The following is a 3132-nucleotide window of genomic DNA, read 5'->3' on the forward strand; positions in this document are numbered from 1 at the left end:
TGTAAACCATCTTGTGCCTTAATAATAATAATAGTAATATCTAATTAATGATCCAGACTAAATATATTCTAGCTTTAGAGAATATGAAAAATTTTCTAGACAAACTAGGAAATTTTCAGAATAAAATTTTAAATGTTATTCATGTAGCTGGGACTAATGGGAAAGGTTCTACTATTGCTTTTATGAGAGCAATACTTGAAGCACATGATTTTTCAGTTAATGTTTTTACGTCTCCTCATTTAGTAAGAATGAATGAGAGAATCAGAATAAAAGGTAAATTGATTACAGATACTTATTACCAAGAAATAGATAAAACATTAGCACAGTATAAAGAATATACAGGATTATCAATTTTTGAGAAACATACGGTGATAGCTCTTTTTGTGTTTTATCATAATTCTGCTGATTTTACTTTATTAGAAACCGGTCTTGGAGGTAGACTTGATGCTACAAACGTTATAGAAAGTCCCTTGCTCTGTATTTTAACCGCTATAGATTATGATCATAGAGAATATTTAGGGAATACGCTAACTGAGATTGCAGCAGAAAAAGCAGAAATAATAAAAAGAAATACTATTTTAGCTACAGATTACCAAAATGCTGAAGTTATGACAGTGATTAAGACTCTAGCTGAACAAAAACAGGTAAAGAAGAGTATTATAGCTGGTAATTCATATTGTTTGGCAGGCAATATCTTAACCTTAAGAGATAATAGGGTGTTTGACTTAAAAAAATTAAGTTTATTAGGGGAACACCAATATCATAATGCAGCTCTGGCTATTAGTGCTCTAAGTGCAATAGATAGTATTGGTTTAGATATTTCAAAAGTAAAGCAGGCACTAGCTCAAACAGCTTGGCCTAGTAGATTACAGGTTGTCAAAGAGCTATATAATGTTCCTTTTAAAGATGAGGATGAAATTATTCTAGATGGTGCCCATAATAGTAATGGGGTTATGGCTTTGTGGAATTATATTAAGAAGTTTAATACTAGTCATGAAGTTTATATAATATTTTCTATGTTAAAAGCCAAAGACCTAGGGAGCTTTATAGCTACTATTGCAAAAGTGCAACACCATAAGATTTATGCTATAAATTTTTTACATGAAAATAGTTTCTCAATAATTGAGATACAAGAAAGAGCCTTAAAATTGGGTGTAAAACTCAATACTGCCTTAAATGTTAGGGAAGCCCTATTACAAATTAGCAAGAAATCAACGCATAGAGATAAGAAAATTTTTATTTGTGGCTCTTTATATTTATTAGGTAAAATTTTAGAAGATAATCAAATAATAATAGAGTAATAAACTATACTAAAAAGTTTAACCTTTATTTAAGGTAGTTTTTCTTTTTTAGAACTAAGTACTAAAGGTGATGACTAAGTTACGATATTGGCGGTTTCTGGTAAAACTATCATAGGTACCTCCTAGTTTCTTAATTAATGTTAAGGCAAGATTAAGATCAAAACGCTCTTGTAAGTCTTTGGTGCTTAATAAAGGAGAGGTTGCATTATCTCTAAGAGTAATTTTGGTGATATTCGTACTTTGAGAGATTTCTATTTCCAAAATACTATTGAAATTATTTTGAGTAATTAAATAAAAAGTTGATAGAGTTAATATCTTCTGTAGCATATCTGCATTAGAAGTAATATTTCTTAAGGCTTCGGGAATTTTTAATTTTAGATTAAGACTTTTCTCTAACAATCTAGGTTTAATTTGGTGTAAAACATAAGCTATAACGGCATTTAAATCTATGGATTCTTTAAGAATTTCCTGATTGCTTTCTTCAATGATTGCTAGTTCCAGTTTATAATTTAGTTCTTGTTTTAGGTATTCTGCTTGAGTAATAATTTTAGTAGTATATTCTTGTTGTCGGTGATTGAGGGTTCCTACGTATTGATGTTTTAGTAAATCTGCAAATCCGATAATGGATATCAAAGGGTTATCTGCTATTTTAATAAAATCTTGGAGGAAATTTTGTTGCAGAGATTTTAAACTCTCCCCTAAGGCTTCTTGGTTTAAATAAGAAGTTTGTTCACTTTGAGCAATATTCTGAAAAATTATAAAATTACTACCATTAGGTAAAGGAAATCCTTGTACCTTTAAGATAATATTATCAAGACGTTGCATAATAATAGAAAAGATTTTATTATTTAAGGAGTTTCCGATTAAGTAAGAAATTCCCTCAACATCATCATATAAAGCAGTAATTTCTTTAAAAAAATTAGTAATATGAGGAGTACTTTGTAGGAAATCTAGTTTTAAATTGAAAAGAGCACTGAATAAAGTATTATAATGTTCTATTAATCCACTGGTTCCTACTACGATTACTGCCTCTGGGTGTTTTTCTACAATACGATTAAAAATATTTTTATGACTATTTAGATTATAAGTAATATCCCAAAGATTAGTTTTATCCTCCCAAGTAAATAAAATCCCACCAGATTCTTTGGTAATTTTTTCTTCTATATTTTTACCGTTTACTAAAATTAAATGATTATGTAAAGGCATATCTAAAGGATTTGAGAATAAACTTAGTAAGTCTTTGCGAAATTCTTTAAAATTATCTTTTTCCGGATATAACCTTTGTTCTCTTAAAATTTCAAAGAATTCTATAATATCAGTATTGCTATCTAAGGTATCATTATCTAAATTCCACATCTCAAATAACAATTTATTAGTAATTAATAGCTTTTGTTCTGCATTAAAAAAAGCTACAGCCAGAGGGAGAGTATTGATAATTGATTGTAGATAAGTAATAGTAGTCATAAAAATTTAACCCCCAATTCTTCTAATAATTGTTCTAGTTCTTCTTTAGAACTATCTAGTATCTTGGTTACAATATCATAAGAAAAGCCGGTTCTTAGAAATTTCTGTAAATCCTTAATATTATAGGGTTCATTCTCATTGGTAGGTACTTCTGTTAAGGAGTAGTTAAATGCTCCGAGTTGTTTTTTTCTTGCAAAAGTAATGGCAGCATAAAGCTCTGTTTCTTCAGCCGTTAAGGGTAATTTTTCTAATTCTCTAAGAGAAGTATTATATGAAATTCCAACCTGTTGCATTTTTAAAAGAGTTAACCTACTTGAAGTACCTTTTTTTATAAGTTGTTTTAGTTTATTTTGAGAATATAGAGTGT

The 3132-nt window shown here is 28.9% G+C and carries 3 protein-coding genes; 1 reads left to right on the plus strand and 2 read right to left on the minus strand.

The features are described 5' to 3' along the window. The first annotated feature begins 47 nt into the window (after positions 1-47). The gene (locus tag ACQCX0_RS01115) at positions 48-1301 is read left to right on the plus strand and encodes a bifunctional folylpolyglutamate synthase/dihydrofolate synthase (RefSeq protein WP_462562274.1); all 1254 of its coding nucleotides are present in this window, start codon (positions 48-50) and stop codon (positions 1299-1301) included. A gap of 54 nt (positions 1302-1355) precedes the next feature. Here ACQCX0_RS01115 and ACQCX0_RS01120 read toward each other — a convergent pair whose 3' ends face one another. Continuing rightward, positions 1356-2765, minus strand: a complete 1410-nt coding sequence (locus ACQCX0_RS01120) for a sensor histidine kinase (RefSeq protein WP_462562276.1) — start codon at positions 2763-2765, stop codon at positions 1356-1358. Beyond that, positions 2762-3132: hypothetical protein (locus tag ACQCX0_RS01125; protein WP_462562277.1), on the minus strand; the 371-nt coding region annotated here is incomplete at its 5' end. The genes ACQCX0_RS01125 and ACQCX0_RS01120, both read right to left, overlap by 4 nt.

This window comes from Candidatus Hepatincolaceae symbiont of Strigamia maritima, assembly GCF_055505085.1.

What these genes read in the sequence shown, in the direction of transcription:
- ACQCX0_RS01115 (WP_462562274.1), top strand. Translation starts at nt 48, where the DNA reads ATGATCCAGACTAAATATATTCTAGCTTTAGAGAATATGAAAAATTTT.
- ACQCX0_RS01120 (WP_462562276.1), bottom strand. Translation starts at nt 2,765, where the DNA reads ATGACTACTATTACTTATCTACAATCAATTATCAATACTCTCCCTCTG.